This window comes from Pseudomonas sp. B21-054, assembly GCF_026016345.1.
Lineage (GTDB): Bacteria > Pseudomonadota > Gammaproteobacteria > Pseudomonadales > Pseudomonadaceae > Aquipseudomonas.
Genome location: NZ_CP087204.1, coordinates 707,501 through 725,022 on the forward strand (window position 1 = coordinate 707,501; position 17,522 = coordinate 725,022).

Genomic DNA, 17,522 nt, shown 5'->3' on the forward strand with positions numbered 1-17,522 from the left:
CCATAAGGGCAGATAAATAGTTTTCGCTGTAAACACGTCCCCCTGTGGGAGCGAGCTTGCTCGCGATAGCGGCAGGACATTCAAAATAGATGTCGACTGACACTCCGCCATCGCGAGCAAGCTCGCTCCCACAGGAAAGCAAATTCAGGTGCTCCAGATTCTCGGTGGTACGGCCTCTCTTCCAAGCAATGCAGGCCTAAGCAAACGCCACAATTCAATCAACCACCCCCGCGCCAGCAACGCCTCGCTCGCCAGGCACCGCGCCACGACCAGGCCGGGCAACTGGGTCAGGTCACCGCGCACCGCATGGCCCAGGGAGCGGCATTGCTCCAGCAACGCACTATCGATTTCCCCGGTCACCAACAACGTGGCGAACACCGGATCCCCGCCCAGGCCGATGGGCGAGTCGAGCAAGCCATCACCGCCCACAATGCGCTGGCGCTCATGCCACAGCAACTGGCCGTCGCGACGAATGTCCAGCCGCGACTGGAAATGTCCCAGGTCGAAGCGTTCGCCGCTGGCTGGGCGGCCGAGGGCAACCATGTCCCAGTAGAACAAACGCCCGTCGCCCTGCAGGTCGATCGAGGTGCCGAGCTCGGCCTGGGCCGCGCTGAAGACGATGGTTTCCTGGGGTAGCCATTCCAGGGTCGCCCCGGCGGCTACGCTCAGGCTCAGTTGCTGGTACGCCGGGGCGGCGGCGCGGTACCACTTGGCGGCGCCGGGGCTGGTCAGTTGTGCCCAGGCACCGGGCCCGACGTGGGCCGAGATGTCCAGCCGATCACCGCCGGCAATTCCACCGGGCGGGTGGACGATGATGTGCTGGCACACCTGCGGGCCTTCGGCGTACAGGTGTTTTTGCACCCGCAGCGGACCTTTATGGCGGCGCTGTACCGGGCGTGTGCAGTCGTCAAACCGGGCGTAGCCCAGTTCCAGCTCGGCATGCCAGCTGGGGGTGAATTGGGCCGAAGGTGTCAACAGCGAGACAGGTAGGTTCATGATTTCTAATGATCGTCAGGACGTTACAGACTAGATCGTAACCAGCCCGCGTACACCCTCGGCTTCCATATTTTCTCCACGCCCTTGCTGCACGATCTCGCCCCGGGACATCACCAGGTATTGATCGGCCAGCTCGGCGGCGAAGTCGTAGAACTGCTCCACCAGCAGAATCGCCATGTCGCCCCGGGCCGCCAGTTTCTTGATGACCGCGCCGATCTCCTTGATCACCGACGGCTGGATGCCTTCGGTCGGTTCATCGAGAATCAGCAGGCGCGGGCGGCTGGCCAGGGCCCGGCCAATGGCGAGCTGCTGTTGCTGGCCGCCGGACAGGTCACCGCCTCGGCGCTGTTTCATCTGCAGTAGCACCGGGAACAATTCGTAGATAAACGCCGGCACCTCCTTGGCCTCGGCGCCGGGAAACCGCGACAGGCCCATCAGCAGGTTTTCTTCCACCGTCAGCCGGCCGAAAATCTCCCGGCCCTGGGGCACGTAGGCAATGCCGGCATGGACCCGCTGGTGCGGCTTGAAGGTGGTGATGGCCTTGCCTTCCCAATTCACCGCGCCTTCCTTGGCCGGCAACAGGCCCATCAGGCATTTGAGCAGGGTGGTCTTGCCCACGCCGTTGCGCCCCAGCAGGCACGTCACCTCGCCGACCTTCACGTCGAACGACAGGCCCCGCAGGATGTGGCTACCGCCGTAGTATTGATGAAGGTGTTGGACCTGTAGCATTTGAACTCCGTTTTTTAGAGCTTCAAGCGGCAAGCTTCAAGCTGCAAGTAAGAGCAGGATGGTGTGCGGCTTTTGCTTTCAACTTGCCGCTTGAAGCTTGCGGCTCGACGCTCACCTACCCAAATAAACCTCAATAACCCGCTCGTCGGCCTGCACCTGTTCCAGCGACCCTTCGGCCAGCACGCTGCCTTGGTGCAGCACGGTGACGTGGTCGGCAATCGCGCCGACGAAGCCCATGTCGTGCTCCACCACCATCAGCGAATGCTTGCCCGCCAGGGACTTGAACAGCTCGGCGGTGAACTCGGTTTCGGCGTCGGTCATGCCCGCCACCGGTTCGTCGAGCAATAGCAGTTGCGGGTCTTGCACCAGCAGCATGCCAATTTCCAGGAATTGCTTTTGCCCGTGGGACAGCAACCCGGCGGCGCGGTTGACCGACGTGGTAAGGCGGATGGTCTCGAGCACTTCGTCGATACGGTCGTGCTGTTCGCCGGTCAGTCTGGCCCGCAGGCTGGCCCATACCGATTTGTCGGTTTTCAACGCCAGCTCCAGGTTCTCGAACACGCTCAGGGCTTCGAACACCGTGGGCTTCTGGAACTTGCGCCCGATGCCGGCCTGGGCAATCTGCACTTCGCTCATGCTGGTCAGGTCCAGGGTTTCGCCGAACCAGGCCTTGCCGTGGCTGGGCCGGGTCTTGCCGGTGATCACGTCCATCAACGTGGTCTTGCCCGCGCCGTTGGGGCCGATGATGCAGCGCAATTCGCCGACGCCGATGTACAGGTTCAGGTCGTTCAAGGCCTTGAAACCGTCGAAACTGACGCTGATGTCTTCCAGGGTCAGGATGGTGCCGTGGCGGGTGTTCAGGCCAACGCCTGCCGCTTGGCCGAGGCCGATGGCGTCGCGGCTGCTGCCGGCGTCCTGGTTGGGTTCCGGCGGAAAGAAAGCCGGTTCGAGCATGAATTCGGCACTCGCTGTGATTCTCATTGTTCACCTCGTTTCTTCAGCAGCCCGATCACGCCCTTGGGCAGGTACAGGGTCACGACGATGAACAGCGCACCGAGGAAGAACAACCAATACTCAGGGAAGGCCACGGTGAACCAGCTCTTCATGCCATTGACCACGCCGGCCCCCAGCAGCGGTCCGATCAACGTGCCGCGCCCGCCAAGGGCGACCCACACGGCGGCCTCGATGGAGTTGGTCGGCGACATTTCGCTGGGGTTGATGATGCCCACCTGCGGCACATACAACGCCCCGGCCAGGCCGCACAGCACCGCGCTCAATACCCAGACGAACAGCTTGAAACCACGGGGATCGTAGCCGCAGAACATCAGGCGGTTTTCGGCATCGCGCAGGGCCGTCAACACCCGACCGAACTTGCTGCGAGCCAGGCGCCAGCCGATGAACAGGCTCGCCACCAGCAGCAACACCGTGGCGAAAAACAGCACCGCCCGGGTGCCCGGCTCGGTGATGCCAAAGCCCAGGATCGAGCGGAAATTGGTGAAGCCGTTGTTGCCGCCAAAACCGGTTTCGTTGCGGAAAAACAGGAGCATCCCGGCGAAGGTCAGGGCCTGGGTCATGATCGAGAAATACACGCCCTTGATCCGCGAGCGGAAGGCGAAGAAGCCGAACACCAGCGCCAGCAACCCCGGCGCCAGCACCACCAGGCACATCGCCCAGAGGAAACTGTCGGTGCCGGCCCAGTACCAAGGCAGCTCGGTCCACGACAAGAAGGTCATGAACGCCGGCAAGCCGTCACCGGCGGCCTGGCGCATCAGGTACATGCCCATGGCGTAGCCGCCGAGGGCGAAGAACAGGCCGTGGCCCAGGGAGAGCAGGCCGGCGTAGCCCCAGACCAGGTCCAGCGCCAGGGCGACGATGGCGTAGCAGAGGATCTTGCCCACCAGGGTCAGGGTATAAGCCGAGACGTGCAACGGATTGTCCGCCGCCAACAGCGACAGCAGCGGCAGGCTCAGCAGCACCGCCAGGATCAGCGCGCCGACGGCGAGGGTGAGTTTGGGGCCGGCCTTTTGCGTGGCCGTGAGCATCAGGGGCTGGTTCATCAGTCGATTACCCGTCCTTTGAGCGCGAAGAGGCCTTGCGGACGCTTCTGGATGAACAGAATGATCAACGCCAGGATCAGGATCTTGCCGAGCACGGCGCCGATCTGCGGTTCGAGAATCTTGTTGGCGATGCCCAGGCCGAACGCGGCGAACACGCTACCGGCCAACTGGCCGACGCCGCCGAGCACCACCACCAGGAACGAGTCAATGATGTAGCTCTGGCCCAGGTCCGGGCCGACGTTGCCGATCTGGCTCAGGGCCACGCCACCGAGCCCGGCGATGCCCGAGCCGAGGCCGAAGGCGAGCATGTCCACGCGGCCGGTGGGCACGCCGCAGCAGGCGGCCATGTTGCGGTTCTGGGTCACCGCGCGCACGTTCAGGCCCAGGCGGGTCTTGTTCAGCAGCAGCCAGGTCAGCACCACCACGAACAGCGCGAAGGCGATGATCACGATGCGGTTGTACGGCAGCACCAGGTTCGGCAACACCTGGATCCCGCCCGAGAGCCAGGCCGGGTTGGCGACTTCGACGTTCTGCGCGCCGAACACCAGGCGCACCAGCTGGATCAGCATCAGGCTGATTCCCCAGGTGGCGAGCAGGGTTTCCAGCGGCCGCCCGTATAGGTGGCGAATCACCGTGCGCTCCAAAGCCATGCCGATGGCGGCGGTGATGAAAAACGCCACCGGCAGGGCGATCAGCGGGTAGAACTCGATGGCGTTCGGGGCGAAGCGCTGGAACAGCATCTGCACCACATACGTGGAGTAGGCGCCCAGCATCAGCATCTCGCCGTGGGCCATGTTGATCACCCCCAGCAAGCCAAACGTGATGGCCAGGCCGAGGGCGGCGAGCAGCAGGATCGAACCCAGGGACATGCCGCTGAAGGCCTGGCCCAGCAGCTCGCCTACCAGGAGTTTGCGTTTGACTTGGGCAAGGCTGGTTTCGGCGGCCGTGCGCACGTTGGCATCGGTTTCGACGCCGGGTTCGAGCAGGCCTTCCAGGCGAGTGCGAGCCAGTGGATCGCCGGTTTCCCCCAACAGACGGACGGCGGCCAGGCGCACGCTCGGGTTGGTGTCCACCAGTTGCAGGTTCGCCAGGGCCAGGCTCAGGGCGGCGTGCACGTCTTCGTCCTGCTCGCCGGCCAGTTGTCGGTCGAGGAAGGCCAGTTGGGCTGGACGGGCGCTTTTCTGCAATTGCTGCGCGGCGCCCAGGCGTACGCGAGCATCGACGGCCAGCAGTTGATGGCTGGCGAGGGCGGTTTCGATCAGCCCGCGCAAGCGGTTGTTCAGGCGCAGGGTCTTGGGCTGGCCGTCGACGGTCAATTGGCCTTGCTGCAAGGCGTTGATCAGTTCGACACGTGCAGGCTCAGGCTGCGCGGCCCAGGTTTCCAGGAGTTTGGCCTGCTGGGTCGGGTTGGCGGCGACGAAGTCTTCGGCATCGCCAGAGTGGGCCTCCAGTGGCAACAGCAGCACCAGGGCGAGAATGAGGCGGTAAAGGGCGGTGGGCATATGCTAGGCCTTGCGCAGTGCTTTTTGTGGGAGCGAGCTTGCTCGCGATAGCGGTGTGTCAGTCACTGTTCTTCTGGCTGATTCATCGCTATCGCGAGCAAGCTCGCTCCCACAGGGGTTGTGTGTCGGCCCGGGGATTGGGGCCGACACCCATGGGCTCAGTTGCTCTTCACCGCATAGTCAGGCTTCTTGTCGTTGCCGGCGATGAAGGGGCTCCACGGTTGCGCGCGGATCGGGCCTTCGGTCTGCCAGACCACGTTGAACTGACCGTCGGCCTGGATCTCGCCGATCATCACCGGCTTGTGCAGGTGATGGTTGGTCTTGTCCATGGTCAACGTGTAGCCCGACGGTGCGGCGAAGGTCTGGCCGGCCAGGGCTTCGCGGACTTTGTCGACGTCGGTGGACTTGGCTTTTTCCACCGCTTGCGCCCACATGTGGATGCCGACGTAAGTGGCTTCCATCGGGTCGTTGGTCACCGCTTTGTCGGCGCCTGGCAGGTTCTTGGCTTTGGCGTAGGCTTTCCAGGACTCGACGAATTTCTTGTTCGCTGGGTTATCCACGGATTCGAAGTAGTTCCACGCCGCCAGGTTGCCCACCAGCGGCTTGGTGTCGATGCCGCGCAGTTCCTCTTCGCCCACCGAGAACGCCACGACCGGAACATCGGTGGCTTTCAGGCCCTGGTTCGCCAGTTCTTTATAGAACGGCACGTTGGAGTCGCCGTTGACCGTGGAGATGACTGCGGTCTTGCCACCGGCCGAGAACTTCTTGATGTTGGCGACGATGGTCTGGTAGTCGCTGTGGCCGAACGGGGTGTAGACCTCTTCGATGTCTTTGTCTGCCACGCCTTTGGAGTGCAGGAACGAGCGCAGGATCTTGTTGGTGGTGCGCGGATAGACGTAGTCGGTGCCCAGCAGGAAGTAGCGCTTGGCGCTGCCGCCTTCTTCGCTCATCAGGTATTCCACCGCCGGAATCGCCTGTTGGTTCGGCGCCGCGCCGGTGTAGAACACGTTCGGCGACATCTCTTCACCTTCGTATTGCACCGGGTAGAACAGCAGCCCATTGAGCTCTTCGAACACCGGCAATACGGATTTACGCGACACCGAGGTCCAGCAGCCGAACACCACGGCGACCTTGTCCTGGGTCAGCAGCTGACGGCCCTTTTCGGCGAACAGCGGCCAGTTCGATGCAGGGTCCACGACCACCGCTTCAAGCTTCTTGCCGTTCACACCACCCTTGGCGTTGATCTCGTCGATGGTCATCAGCGCCATGTCCTTGAGGGACGTCTCGGAGATCGCCATGGTGCCGGACAGCGAATGCAGGATGCCGACCTTGATGGTCTCGGCGGCCTGGACGGTCCAGGCCATGCCCATCGCGGCAATGCTTGCCGAGAGTGTAAAAGCCTTGATCAAGCTACGACGCTTCATTGTGCGATCTCCATGGACTTATGAGTTTTTTTCGAGGGCAGATGCAAACGCTGAAGGCGCTTTTGCAAGGGGTGTGCCCGGTCGGAAAAAAGCCCGGAAACAGGGAAGTGGCGAGGAGGGGAGGCAGGGCAGTGCACCATGAGTGATCGCGATTCGGGGGCTGGTGCGATGGGGTGCGCCGCATTGGGGCGCCGATGTCATGGTCGCCAACGATCAACTGTGGGAGCGAGCTTGCTCGCGATAGCTGTTTGTCTGCCACATCAATGCTGGATGGGCTGACGCCCTCGCGAGCAAGTTCGCTCCCACAGGGGGCCGGGGTCTGCGTTTAGATGGCGGGCGCGATAGTAGAGCGTTCGCGCCGCCTTCCGTTAGTGCACTGTCTCAGCTTGAAGATGAGGCCACCTCAGGCTCGCGATTGAAGCGGACCAGCAGCCGATCCAACAACCACACCACCACCAGCGACGCCCCCACCAAGGGGAACACCAGCGCCAGGGCGAGCATGATGAAGACCCCGGTCTTCCAGGTCGGCAGGTCGTGACGCAGCGGCGGTACGCCGAACTTGCCCTGGGGCCGACGCTTCCACCAGATCACCAGGCCACTCACGGCGCTGAGCAAAATCATCAGGCAAATCAGCAGCACGATGATCTGGTTCAGCGGGCCGAACATCTTGCCTTCATGCAGCATCACGCCGGTTTCGGTGGCGCGGGCGACGAGGCTGTAATGCGCCCAGCGTACGTCGGCCAGGACTTTGCCGGTGTATTGGTCCACGTGCAGGGTCGCGTCGTTGCGCGGGTCGTCGGCGAACACGGCGACGGTGAACACACCGGTGGACGTGGTTGGCAGGGTGATGCTGTAGCCGGGTGTGACCTGGCGTTCGGTGGCGATGTCTTGTACGGCTTGCAGGCTGACGGTCGGGGCGGCGGGGCCTTCGTGCATGCCACCGTGGCCCATGTGCTCGGCATGGTCGCCGGACATCGGCATCGGCGTATTTTCCACGGCCCAGGGCACGGTCTGGCGGTGGGCGTTGTTGAGGCTGCCGGCCTCGACGTCGGACTTGGGTACGTCGTTCCACATCGCCGCCGGGAAGCGGTTCCAGAGGTTGGCGTATTGCTTGCCCCAGAAGCCGGTCCAGGTCATGCCGCTGAGCAGCATCACCAGCAACAAGGCCGCACCCCAGAAGCCGACGACCACATGGAGATCGCGCCAGAACACGCGACCGCGAGCACTCCAGCGTGGCCACAGCACCCCGGCCGACGATTGCCCGCGAGGCCACCACAGGAACAGCCCCGACACCACCAGCACCACGCCCCAACCAGCGGCCATTTCCACCAGCCGGTCACCGACGGTGCCGATCAGCAGCTCGCCGTGGATCGCCCGGGCCATGGCTTGCAGGTTGTTCTTCGCGTCCTGTTCGCCGAGGACGTCGCCGTGGTACGGGTCGATGAACACATTCAGTTCCCGGCCCTTGTCGATGACCACGAACTGCGCACTGCGCTCGGCGTTGACCGGCGGCAGGTACTGTTTGACCTGGCCTTCGGGGTAGGCCTGGCGGACCTTATTGAGCAAGTCGTCCGCCGCCAGGGTGTGATGCCCGGCGGGTACGTTCAGCAGGCTGCCGTACATCAGTGGATCGAGCTGTGGCTTGAACAGGTAGATGAGGCCAGTCAGGGCCAGCATCACCATGAACGGCGCCACGAACAGCCCGGCATAAAAATGCCAGCGCCAGGCCAGGTTGTAGAAATTCGGTTTCGGTTGGCTCATCAGAAAGCACTCCGCAGGGCAAATAGGTTGTTATGTTGTGCCGTCAGTCAAGGTGGAATCGAACCCTGTGGGAGCGAGCTTGCTCGCGGTAGCAATGGCTCAGCTTGCATCGATGTTGAATGTGCCTTCGCCATCGCGAGCAAGCTCGCTCCCACAGTTTGTGTCCTTGCTGACGGATCTCCGGTGCCGGTTAGAAACTCATATCCACCTTCGTCCAGAGCGTGCGCCCCGGTTCGTTGATGGCCTGCGGGTCGCTCGCCGGGTAGCCGAACCCGGCGTTGCCGGCCAGGTTCAAGTGCTCGGCGTAGGCTTTGCCAAACAGGTTGTCGACACCGCTGCTGACCTTCCAGTGTTGATTGATGCGATAGGCACCGTTGAGCGAGAACACGCCGAAGCCCGAGCTTTTGCCGTAGTCCTTGCCCACCACGTTGCCCTTGTTTTCATCGACACGGTGCTGCGCCGCCACCACCCGCCACAGGGCCCCGGCGCTCCAGCGGTCTTCGCTGTAGGTCAACCCCAGGCGTGCGTCCAGCGGCGGCATTTGCGCCAGGGCGCTACCGTCGCTGCTGTTCTTGCCCCAGGCATAGGCCAGGGTCGCATCGGCTTTCCAGCGCTCGCTCAGCTTGTAGGCCGCACCCAATTCACCGCCCATGACCCGCGCATCGATGTTCTCGGCCCGGGAGGTGCTGCCCATCATGCCGGGGGTGTAGTCGAAGAGGATGTAGTCGCGGACCTGCCCGACATAACCCGACGCCCAGGCTTCGAGGGCTCCGGTCTTGTACTGCAGGCCGAAGTCGAGCTGGGTGGTTTTCTCCGGCTTGATCGAATCGAAGGCATTCAGCGAACCGCTGGGGCCGGCGTTCGGCGAGAACAGCTCCCAGTAGTCCGGGAAGCGTTGCGCGTGACCGACGCCTGCGTAGAGGGTGGTGGGGCTGTCGTCCAGGTCGTGCTCGTAGCGAACGAAACCGCTGGGCAGCGTGTCGGCGCGAGTGTCGTCGGCGGTGGGATTGGGGCGGGCCGCCATGCCGGAACCGATGCTCTGGCGGTAATCCTTGGCCGAGGCGCGGTCGATCCGGGCGCCGGTGATCACTCGGTCGCGATCGGCGGCGTACCAGGTCAATTCGCTGAAGACGCCGTAATTGTGGAAGTCAGCGTCCTTGGTGTACGGCAGATCCTTGTAGGTATCCACGCCCATGCTGCTGCGTTGGCGATGCTCGTTGGTCTGGGCGTCCAGGCCGCTGATCAACTGCACATCGGCCCAACGCCAGGTGGCCTTGATGCGCGCGCCCAAGGTGCGGCGGTCGACGTTGGAGGCCATGGGCCCGGCCATCATCCCGGTGCCGGACGGCGTGCGCAGGGTGTAGTTGTCCATCACATGGTCGGCGTAGTTGTAGTAGACCTGGGCCTCGACCTTGTCCAGCACCCCGCCGATGTTTGACCGCTCGAAACGCAGCCCGAGGCTTTCACGCTTGAACTGCGAGCCGTCCATACCGCGCCCGGCGTAGCGCGCTTCACCGTCGCCCTTGCCGGCCGTCAGTTCCAGCAGGGTGTCGGCGTCTGGCGTCCAGCCGAGGGTCACGTCGCCGTTCCACTTGTCGTAGCGCGACGGCACGGTGTCGTTGTTGCCGTCGCGGTAATCGTCCGAGTGGGCGGTGTTGCCGATCACCCGAACGTAACCCCGTGGCCCGCCCGCTGCCGCATCCACGACCTTGTCGAAACGGCCGTTGGAACCAGCTAGCACACTGGCGTTGACCCGGGTGCCCAGTTCACCGAACTGTTCCGGTTCGCGCTCGAACAGCACGGTCCCGGCCGATGCGCCGGGACCCCAGAGCACGGTTTGCGGGCCCTTGATGACGGTGAGCTTGTCGTAGGTTTCCGGCGAGATGTAGGAGGTCGGTGCGTCCATCCGTCCCGGGCAGGCACCCAGCAGCATGCTGCCATTGGTGAGGATGTTCAGCCGCGAGCCGAACATGCCTCGCAGCACCGGATCGCCATTGGTGCCGCCGTTGCGCACCAGGGCAAAGCCGGGAATGGTCTTGAGGTAGTCGCCACCGTCACTGGCCGGCACCGGTTGACGCGGGTCCCTGGGGTTGGTGACGACGGTCAGGGGTGAACTGGGAGCGATGGCGGTGATGACCGTCGGGCTCAGTTCTTCGACCGGGCTCTCGTGATGCTCGTGCTCATCGGCGAGTGCGTAGGGTGTAAGCAGTAAGCCGCACAGTGCGGCGACGGTGTGACGCAAACGAACCCGGGGCTCGTTCGGGGGGCAGCTAACCTGGGCAATGCCCAAAGCGATGCCGGCAGAAAACCTGGACATGATGATTCCATCGAACAGACGTAAACGACACGGTCGGGCAACCTGAGGCTGTCTTGTGCGACCGGGTGAGGTAAGTGTCGGATTTACGCGGCGAAGGGTGGTGCGCGGGTGCGGGCACCCGGGAAGAACGCTGGCCGGGCATGGCCCAGGCGCGGGGAGGGGCTGGTGTAGGTGTTGGCGAGCGGTGTATCGAAGGCGGTAAAACGATGGCCGCCTGTCAGTGCCGGACAATTGAACAACAGGCTGCAATAGCCGCATTTTTCCCACAGCGCGTGATGTTCGCTCTGGGGCGGGCAGTGTTCGGCGGCTGGCGCCTCATGCGCGGCGTGGGCTCCCGCTGGCATGTCCATGCTCATGCTCATGCTCATGTCCATCGACATGCTCATGCTCACGGACATGCGCTGATCCATCGGCATCGACTGAGAAATCAGTGGGCCGATAAAGATCATCAACATGGCGAACAGGCTGAGCCAACTGCCGCGTGCCAGGCTCAAGGGCTGGCGGCGGGGCATGGCGGACCTGTTGCGAGGAAGACCCATGGGCAGGTGCTATCAGTGCATGTGCATTTGGGTTTTGCTGCCGTCGGGGGCTTTTTTCTGCACCGCAACCTCAACGGTGACATCCCCGGCTTTTTCAAAATGCAGGGTCATGGAGAAGCGCTTGCCGTCGCTGAGCAGGCTGCGGTCCTTCAGCTCCAGCAGCATCACGTGATACGCCATCGGCGCGAACGTGACGGTTGCACCAGGGGCGATATCCACGACGGGCACCGGTTGCATTTTCATCAGGTCGTTTTGCATCACATGCTCGTGGAGCTCGGCCTTGCCGGCAATCGGTGAGTCGACGCTGAGCAATTTATCGGCGGTGCTGCCGCCGTTATGAATCACGAAATACGCGGCCACGGTCGGCGCGTTGGGCGGTAACTCTTGAGACCACGGATGGGCAATCTCAAGCTCGCCTACCTTGTATTGGTGTGCTTGGGCGAAGCCGACGGGAAGCAGCAGGGCAGCCAGCAGGATGAGTCTGTTCAACATGGGTGATTCTCCAGAACGATTCAGGCGCAGATGTGTGCGGAAAGAATCAAACCAGAGGCGAGGCGCGAGGGTTGAGGCTTGGCCATTGCTGGCGGGGCGTGGGGCTGTCGAGCTTCGAATGGGCAATGCCGCGATGGCTGGGCCGAGCATCCAGGTACAACTGCGGGGCATGGCCGGTGAGTGCCACCAGCGATGCGACGCCTGAGCAGCACCAGCAATGCTGCATCGTCGAGTGAGTGTCCTTCTGCGACGTGCCCTGTTCGAGCTTACCCAGGGAAACCGCGACCATTTTCGTGCCGCTGGACGAGCAGAAACTGCCCCACAACAGCTGCTCCGACGGCGCCTGGGCATTCGCCATCGCGCCAACGTTGCCGGAAAGCGGCATGGCAAGCATGTTGAACAGCACTGCGAAGCAGGCGATCCAGGCAAATGCAAGCCGTTGTCGGGACATGGGGCAATCCGCTCGGTTGGGCGATCAGGTGGCGGTATTTAGCCTGATCGGGGTTGAGAAGTAAAAAGGCCGCGTGCGGTATAGGGTCGCAGGGCTGGTGTTAACAGTAGCAACAGATCTTCAAGTGAGTGCTTTTATGGCGAGGGAGCAAGTTCCCTCGTCGCGTGTTTTTGATCAATCGGTATTCAATCACTCCAATACAGGAGGGGAAGGGAACCTCTGTCAAATGGCCGTCGCATGTAACCTCAAGCCCAAAGCTTTCATGACTTTCATGATAGTTGTGAACTCCGGATTGCCCGTACTTCCCAGTGCTTTGTAAAGACTCTCTCGCCCCAGGCCTGCATCACGAGCAATCTGCGTCATGCCCTTTGCCCTGGCAATATCGTTAAGAGCTGCTCGAACCAGTACGCCGTCACCCGCATCCTCTTCAAAACAGGCATCCAGATAAGCGGCCATTTCCTCAGGCGTCTTGAGGTAGGTGACTGCATCGAAACGTGTGAATTCTTCAGTCATGATTCACTCCTCATTACCCATGGTTTGCGCCATTTGAACAGCGCGTGCGATATCCCGTTTCTGAGTCGATTTGTCACCTCCCACAAGCAGCAAATAAAGCACGGAGCCTTGACGGGAGAAGTACACTCTGTAGCCAGGACCCGAGTGAATACGCATCTCATACACTGCGTTACCCACCGGTTCGCAATCACCAAAATTTCCATGCTCTGCCGATCATTGCCTGGCAATGATGCGAGCTTTCCCAGCAATGTCCTTCAACCCGTTAAGCCAGCTTGAGAATACTCGGGACTGTTCAAATTCGATCATTTGGATCGTATTCCTTGGGATACACATTGGCAAGCAGCACTTTCCTCGGCACGAGACGGGTCGCTCATGCTTAATGACTGCCAGGTGCTGCGGTGGGTATTAAGGCGTGGAACTATAGAATTGAACGTCTTGGACGAAACAGCCGGCTTCGTCTTGAAAACTTGTCAGAAATGTCGCGCGAATGTGCTGAATTCAGAACCCGTTTTGTACGGATAAAGCGTCCAGCATTTCATTGAGCTCTCCAAACTCCCGATCCACCCCCGCCAACACCGGCCGCCGCAAAATCAACACCGGCACCCCCCGCTCCCGAGCCACCTCCAGCTTCGGCTCAGTAGCCGTGCTGCCGCTGTTCTTACTGACCAGCACATCGATCCGCCGGCGCTCGAACAGCTCGCGCTCGCCTTCGATGTGGAACGGCCCGCGGGCGCCGATGACTTCGCAGCGTTCATTGCCGGGATAAATATCCAGGGCGCGCAGGGTCCAGAATTGCTCTGGTGGAATTTCGTGCAGGTGTTGCAGCGGTTCGCGGCCGAGGGTGAACAGGGGGCGGCGGAAGGGATGCAGGGCCTGGATCAGTTCGGCCCAATCGGCCACTTCGCGCCAGTCATCCCCAGCCTGGGGTTGCCAGGCCGGACGCCGCAGGGCCCAGCATGCAATGCCGCAGGTGCGGGCCGCGTGGGCGGCGTTGTGGCTGATTTGCGCGGCATAGGGGTGGGTGGCGTCCAGCAGCAGGTCGATACCCTGCTCGCGAATGAAGTGCGCCAGGCCTTCGGCACCGCCGTAGCCGCCGACGCGGACCTGGCAGGTCAGGTCGGTGGGGACGCGACCGATGCCAGCCAGGCTGTAGATGTGCTGGGGGCCGAGGGTGCGGGCGATGGCCAGGGCTTCGGTGACGCCACCGAGCAGCAGGATGCGTTTCATTGGAAGTCTCCGGCGTGGCCGACAATCCCGCCCTGGCGATCGATGGCGAAGACTTCGACCTGGACCTGGGCCGGCACCACGCTGCGGGCGAAGGCCAGCGCGTGTTCGCACACCGCATCGCCGAGGGCGATACCGGCGGCGCTGGCCATCGCCAGGGCTTGCTGGCTGGTGTTGGCCGCGCGGATGCCTTGCAGCAGGGTTTCATCAGCGCCGATTGCGGCTGCCCATTCGGCCAGTTGGGGCAGGTCGATGCTCGAGTGACGGCTGTGCAGGTCCATGTGGCCGGCGGCGAGTTTGCTGATCTTGCCAAAGCCGCCACAGAGGCTGAGCTTTTCCACCGGCACCTTGCGCACATGCTTGAGCACGGCGCCGACGAAGTCACCCATTTCGATCAGGGCGATTTCCGGCAGGTTGTACACCCGGCGCATGGTGTCTTCGCTGGCATTGCCGGTGCAGGCGGCGACATGCTGGTAGCCGTTGGTTGTCGCCACGTCGATGCCCTGGTGGATCGAGGCAATGTAGGCCGCGCAGGAAAACGGCCGGACGATGCCGCTGGTGCCAAGGATCGACAGGCCGCCCAGAATCCCCAGTCGAGGGTTCATGGTTTTCAGCGCCAGGGCTTCGCCGCCCTCGACATTGACCGTGACCTCGAAGCCACCGGCATAACCGCTGTCTTCGGCCAGACGGCCCAGGTGATCGTTGATCATTTTACGTGGCACCGGGTTGATCGCCGGCTCACCAACTTCCAGCACCAGGCCGGGGCGCGTCACCGTCCCTACGCCGCGCCCGGCAATGAAACGCACCCCCGGTTCGTCGATCAAGCGCACCTGGGAAAACAGCAGGGCGCCGTGGGTCACGTCCGGGTCGTCGCCAGCGTCCTTGATCGTCCCGGCTTCGGCGCCTTGTGCGGTCCTCCGGCAGAACTCCAGGCGCATTTGCACGTGCTTGCCCTTGGGCAGCACGATCTCCACGGCATCGGCGTGGATGCCGCCCAGCAGCAACCGGGCCGCCGCCAGGCTGGTGGCGGTGGCGCAGCTGCCGGTGGTCAGGCCGCTGCGCAGGGGGGCGGGTTGTTCGGCGGTTTCGTCACGCATCGAGGGGCTTCGTCAGGTCCAGCAAAGTAATCGGCAAGGCCTGGCGCCAGGTGTCGAACTCGCCCAACGGCTGGGCCTGGGCGATGTGGATGCGGGTCAGTTCACCGCCATGACGTTCGCGCCAGTGCATCAGGGTCATTTCGCTTTGCAGGGTTACGGCGTTGGCGACCAGCCGACCGCCGGGCTTGAGTTGGGCCCAGCAGGCGTCGAGCACGCCTTCGCGGGTGACGCCGCCACCGATGAACACTGCGTCTGGACGCTCCAGGTTGTCCAGCGCCTGCGGGGCGCTGCCGCGAATCAGTTGCAGGCCGGGCACGCCGAGGGTGTCGCGGTTGCGTTCGATCAAGCCTTGCCGGCCTTCGTCGGCTTCGATAGCCAGGGCTCGGCAGCTGGGGTGGGTGCGCATCCATTCGATGCCGATGGAGCCGCTGCCGGCGCCGACATCCCAGAGCAGCTCGCCAGGGGTTGGGGCAAGGCGGGCGAGGGTGATGGCGCGCACGTCGCGTTTGGTCAACTGGCCGTCATGTTCGAACGCGCTGTCCGGCAAACCGGCCAGGCGTGACAGGCGCAACGCCGAGGGTTCGCTGCGGCATTCGATAGCGATCAAGTTCAGGTCCGCGACGGCTGGGTCGGACCATTGCGTCGCAGTGCCTTCGATCCGTCGTTCCGCCGCGCCGCCCAAGTGTTCCAGGACGATCATGGCGCTGGACCCGAACCCTCGTTCGCGCAGCAACGTCGCCACGGCGGCAGGGCTATGGCGGTCATTGCTCAGCAGCAACAGCCGGACGCCTGTGGATAAATAAGCATTGAGCGCCGCCAGGGGGCGCGCCACCAGCGACAGCGTGACCACGTCCTGCAGCGGCCAGCCCAGGCGCGCCGCTGCCAACGAACAGGACGATGGCGTCGGTATCACCCGCATCTGATCGCCAGGCACCTGTTTCGCCAGGCTCGCGCCCACGCCATAGAACATCGGATCGCCGCTGGCCAGCACACACACCGACTCGCCCTGTCGCGCCAGCAGCGGCTCCAGGGAAAACGGGCTGGGCCACAGTTCCCGTTCGCCGCGGATGCACACCGGCAACAGCGCCAGTTGTCGATCACTACCGACAATGCGCGACGCCCGCAGCAAGGCATGGCGGGCCGTCCGGCCCAGGCCCTTGAAGCCGTCTTCGCCGATGCCCACTACGGTCAGCCAGGGGCTCATCTGTGTTCCTCGAATGGATGTGTTTTATCGATGGGCTGGTGCACCCACGAACCGGGCCGCCATCATACCGCGCCCCTTCAATTTAGGCGTGAACCTGTGGAGCGAACCTGTTCGCGATGGCGCTGGAGCATTTGAAATCACGGGCCCAGGCAGATCGCTACCGAGCCACGTACCTGAGGATATAGGCATACAGATCGTTGTAGACAGAGTCAGGCACGTGTTCAGCGTGGGCTTGGGTCTTGAGCAGCGCCAGGTGGCATTCCTTTGCCATTTCTTCGCGATCACCTATGAGATGGAGGCGGTTGTTGACGATGGTTTCAAAGGCACTGGCATAGACTATCTTTGGTCCAGTGATGACCACGGTCCCGTCCGAGTCTTTGGTATAGGTGCTTTGGACACGCAGGATCCGATCGTTCAATGGACCGAACCCGCGCTCGTACAAGAAAATCTGCGAGCCGCTGATCGCCTTGGCCGCCGTCTCGAAAGCCAGGATGGTCGCCTGAGCGTTACCCAGGCTGGCATTGAGTGCCGATAGCGAGACAAACCTCTCCATTTCCTGTTTTTCCAGGCTTTTGAGTACGCGTTTGATGCTCGACAGATGGGCAAAGCCTTTCTTGCACGCGATGATATGGGTTTCGAACTGATAGCCGGCTGCCGTCGCCATGGGTGGAAAGGCCGCGAAATCGATGCTGTCGAACGCACATTCCATGATGATGTTGTATTTGCGTTTGAACGCCTCCTCGAAGACTTTCGAACTGACTTCCCGAACAAATGCCTCGGTATGCTCATAGGCGTGCAGGACACCGCGTTTGATCATCTCTGCATATCGAGGGTGTTTTTCCCGGTACTCGGGCAGGTACAGGCGCACGTAGTTGCCGTAGCGTCGGGAGGGCAGGAGTGTGTTTTCCAGCAGATAGGTTTTACCCGAGCCTTGAGATCCCGCGGTGATCAGCATTTTGGGAACGGTCTCGGCCTTGATGCCATTGAATAACGTTGCGGTGATTTCAGTGAACGCGCTCGTGACCTGCTCTGGGGTGTAAGGGTAAGTCGAGGTTGGTGGCATATCTTGATGTCCTTATCGAAGATGCGGTGGCTTGATTGGCTGCTCTTTGAATAAATAGGTATTTCCTGACTTTTTCAAATGAGCCATGATTTCAAGATATGTAGCTGTTTTTTAAAGTAAAAATTCTTACGAAAAAGAAAGCGAAAGCTCACG

The 17,522-nt window shown here is 62.4% G+C and carries 16 protein-coding genes and 1 pseudogene; all 17 read right to left on the reverse strand.

Annotated elements, in window-relative coordinates:
- Positions 1-144: 144 nt before the first annotated feature.
- A complete protein-coding gene (locus tag LOY70_RS03090) occupies positions 145-996 on the reverse strand; it encodes an urease accessory protein UreD (RefSeq protein WP_265033221.1) in 852 nt (283 codons plus the stop codon).
- 30 nt (positions 997-1,026) lie between these two features.
- A complete protein-coding gene (gene urtE, locus LOY70_RS03095) occupies positions 1,027-1,725 on the reverse strand; it encodes an urea ABC transporter ATP-binding subunit UrtE (protein ID WP_265033223.1) in 699 nt (232 codons plus the stop codon).
- A 111-nt stretch (positions 1,726-1,836) separates the two neighbouring features.
- Positions 1,837-2,706 carry an urea ABC transporter ATP-binding protein UrtD gene (gene urtD, locus LOY70_RS03100; protein WP_265033224.1) on the reverse strand — a complete coding sequence of 290 codons (870 nt, stop codon included), beginning with the start codon at positions 2,704-2,706 and terminating at the stop codon, positions 1,837-1,839.
- Positions 2,703-3,782, reverse strand: a complete 1,080-nt coding sequence (gene urtC, locus LOY70_RS03105) for an urea ABC transporter permease subunit UrtC (protein WP_265033226.1) — start codon at positions 3,780-3,782, stop codon at positions 2,703-2,705. The genes urtD and urtC overlap by 4 nt, the downstream gene beginning before the upstream one ends.
- The gene (gene urtB / locus LOY70_RS03110) at positions 3,782-5,284 is read right to left on the reverse strand and encodes an urea ABC transporter permease subunit UrtB (protein ID WP_265033228.1); all 1,503 of its coding nucleotides are present in this window, start codon (positions 5,282-5,284) and stop codon (positions 3,782-3,784) included. Before urtB ends, urtC begins: the two co-directional genes overlap by 1 nt.
- 158 nt (positions 5,285-5,442) lie before the next feature.
- A complete protein-coding gene (gene urtA / locus LOY70_RS03115) occupies positions 5,443-6,708 on the reverse strand; it encodes an urea ABC transporter substrate-binding protein (protein WP_063323138.1) in 1,266 nt (421 codons plus the stop codon).
- Between the two features lie 381 nt (positions 6,709-7,089).
- A complete protein-coding gene (locus tag LOY70_RS03120; RefSeq protein WP_265033232.1) occupies positions 7,090-8,469 on the reverse strand; it encodes a PepSY-associated TM helix domain-containing protein in 1,380 nt (459 codons plus the stop codon).
- A 190-nt stretch (positions 8,470-8,659) separates the two neighbouring features.
- Positions 8,660-10,786, reverse strand: a complete 2,127-nt coding sequence (locus LOY70_RS03125) for a TonB-dependent copper receptor (protein WP_265033234.1) — start codon at positions 10,784-10,786, stop codon at positions 8,660-8,662.
- A gap of 83 nt (positions 10,787-10,869) precedes the next feature.
- On the reverse strand, positions 10,870-11,298 hold the full coding sequence (locus LOY70_RS03130) for a DUF2946 domain-containing protein (protein ID WP_265033236.1): 429 nt from the start codon (positions 11,296-11,298) through the stop codon (positions 10,870-10,872).
- Positions 11,299-11,337: 39 nt separating this feature from the next.
- Complete coding sequence (locus tag LOY70_RS03135; RefSeq protein ID WP_265033237.1) at positions 11,338-11,817, reverse strand: copper chaperone PCu(A)C; 480 nt, start codon at positions 11,815-11,817, stop codon at positions 11,338-11,340.
- 46 nt (positions 11,818-11,863) lie between these two features.
- A complete protein-coding gene (locus LOY70_RS03140) occupies positions 11,864-12,268 on the reverse strand; it encodes a DUF2946 domain-containing protein (protein WP_265033239.1) in 405 nt (134 codons plus the stop codon).
- A 222-nt stretch (positions 12,269-12,490) separates the two neighbouring features.
- Positions 12,491-12,781: an addiction module antidote protein gene (locus tag LOY70_RS03145; RefSeq protein WP_265033241.1), complete on the reverse strand. Its 291-nt coding sequence runs from the start codon at positions 12,779-12,781 to the stop codon at positions 12,491-12,493.
- 3 nt (positions 12,782-12,784) lie between these two features.
- Positions 12,785-13,087, reverse strand: a pseudogene (locus LOY70_RS03150) (type II toxin-antitoxin system RelE/ParE family toxin).
- A gap of 192 nt (positions 13,088-13,279) precedes the next feature.
- Positions 13,280-14,008 carry a cobalt-precorrin-6A reductase gene (locus tag LOY70_RS03155; RefSeq protein WP_265033243.1) on the reverse strand — a complete coding sequence of 243 codons (729 nt, stop codon included), beginning with the start codon at positions 14,006-14,008 and terminating at the stop codon, positions 13,280-13,282.
- Positions 14,005-15,102 carry a cobalt-precorrin-5B (C(1))-methyltransferase gene (locus tag LOY70_RS03160; RefSeq protein WP_265033245.1) on the reverse strand — a complete coding sequence of 366 codons (1,098 nt, stop codon included), beginning with the start codon at positions 15,100-15,102 and terminating at the stop codon, positions 14,005-14,007. Before LOY70_RS03160 ends, LOY70_RS03155 begins: the two co-directional genes overlap by 4 nt.
- Complete coding sequence (gene cbiE / locus LOY70_RS03165; protein WP_265033246.1) at positions 15,095-16,306, reverse strand: precorrin-6y C5,15-methyltransferase (decarboxylating) subunit CbiE; 1,212 nt, start codon at positions 16,304-16,306, stop codon at positions 15,095-15,097. Before cbiE ends, LOY70_RS03160 begins: the two co-directional genes overlap by 8 nt.
- Positions 16,307-16,463: 157 nt before the next feature.
- Positions 16,464-17,369, reverse strand: coding sequence for a zeta toxin family protein (locus tag LOY70_RS03170; protein WP_265033248.1), 906 nt, complete (start codon positions 17,367-17,369; stop codon positions 16,464-16,466).
- Between the last annotated feature and the right edge of the window lie 153 nt (positions 17,370-17,522).